Annotated in this window: 1 rRNA gene; it reads left to right on the plus strand. The window is 57.6% G+C overall.

The window, feature by feature from the left end:
* Positions 1-1420 (plus strand): 16S ribosomal RNA (locus ACYVKL_RS38680); the annotation flags it as partial.

Raw genomic sequence — 1420 nt, forward strand, 5'->3', positions numbered from 1 at the left:
ATGCAAGTCGAGCGGTAAGGCCCTTCGGGGTACACGAGCGGCGAACGGGTGAGTAACACGTGGGTGATCTGCCTCGCACTCTGGGATAAGCCTGGGAAACTGGGTCTAATACCGGATATGAGCAGCCTCTGCATGGGGGCTGTTGGAAAGGTTTACTGGTGCGAGATGGGCCCGCGGCCTATCAGCTTGTTGGTGGGGTAACGGCCCACCAAGGCGACGACGGGTAGCCGACCTGAGAGGGTGACCGGCCACACTGGGACTGAGACACGGCCCAGACTCCTACGGGAGGCAGCAGTGGGGAATATTGCACAATGGGCGAAAGCCTGATGCAGCGACGCCGCGTGAGGGATGACGGCCTTCGGGTTGTAAACCTCTTTTGACAGGGACGAAGCGCAAGTGACGGTACCTGTAGAAGAAGCACCGGCCAACTACGTGCCAGCAGCCGCGGTAATACGTAGGGTGCGAGCGTTGTCCGGAATTACTGGGCGTAAAGAGCTTGTAGGCGGTCTGTCACGTCGATTGTGAAAACTTGCAGCTCAACTGCAAGCTTGCAGTCGATACGGGCAGACTAGAGTACTTCAGGGGAGACTGGAATTCCTGGTGTAGCGGTGAAATGCGCAGATATCAGGAGGAACACCGGTGGCGAAGGCGGGTCTCTGGGAAGTAACTGACGCTGAGAAGCGAAAGCGTGGGTAGCGAACAGGATTAGATACCCTGGTAGTCCACGCCGTAAACGGTGGGTACTAGGTGTGGGTTTCCTTCCACGGGATCCGTGCCGTAGCTAACGCATTAAGTACCCCGCCTGGGGAGTACGGCCGCAAGGCTAAAACTCAAAGGAATTGACGGGGGCCCGCACAAGCGGCGGAGCATGTGGATTAATTCGATGCAACGCGAAGAACCTTACCTGGGTTTGACATACACCGGAAAGCCATAGAGATATGGCCCCCCTTGTGGTCGGTGTACAGGTGGTGCATGGCTGTCGTCAGCTCGTGTCGTGAGATGTTGGGTTAAGTCCCGCAACGAGCGCAACCCTTATCTTATGTTGCCAGCGCGTAATGGCGGGGACTCGTGAGAGACTGCCGGGGTCAACTCGGAGGAAGGTGGGGACGACGTCAAGTCATCATGCCCCTTATGTCCAGGGCTTCACACATGCTACAATGGCCGGTACAGAGGGCTGCGATACCGCGAGGTGGAGCGAATCCCTTAAAGCCGGTCTCAGTTCGGATCGGGGTCTGCAACTCGACCCCGTGAAGTTGGAGTCGCTAGTAATCGCAGATCAGCAACGCTGCGGTGAATACGTTCCCGGGCCTTGTACACACCGCCCGTCACGTCATGAAAGTCGGTAACACCCGAAGCCAGTGGCCTAACCCTTGTGGAGGGAGCTGTCGAAGGTGGGATTGGCGATTGGGACGAAGTCGTA

This window comes from Nocardia tengchongensis (assembly GCF_054781395.1).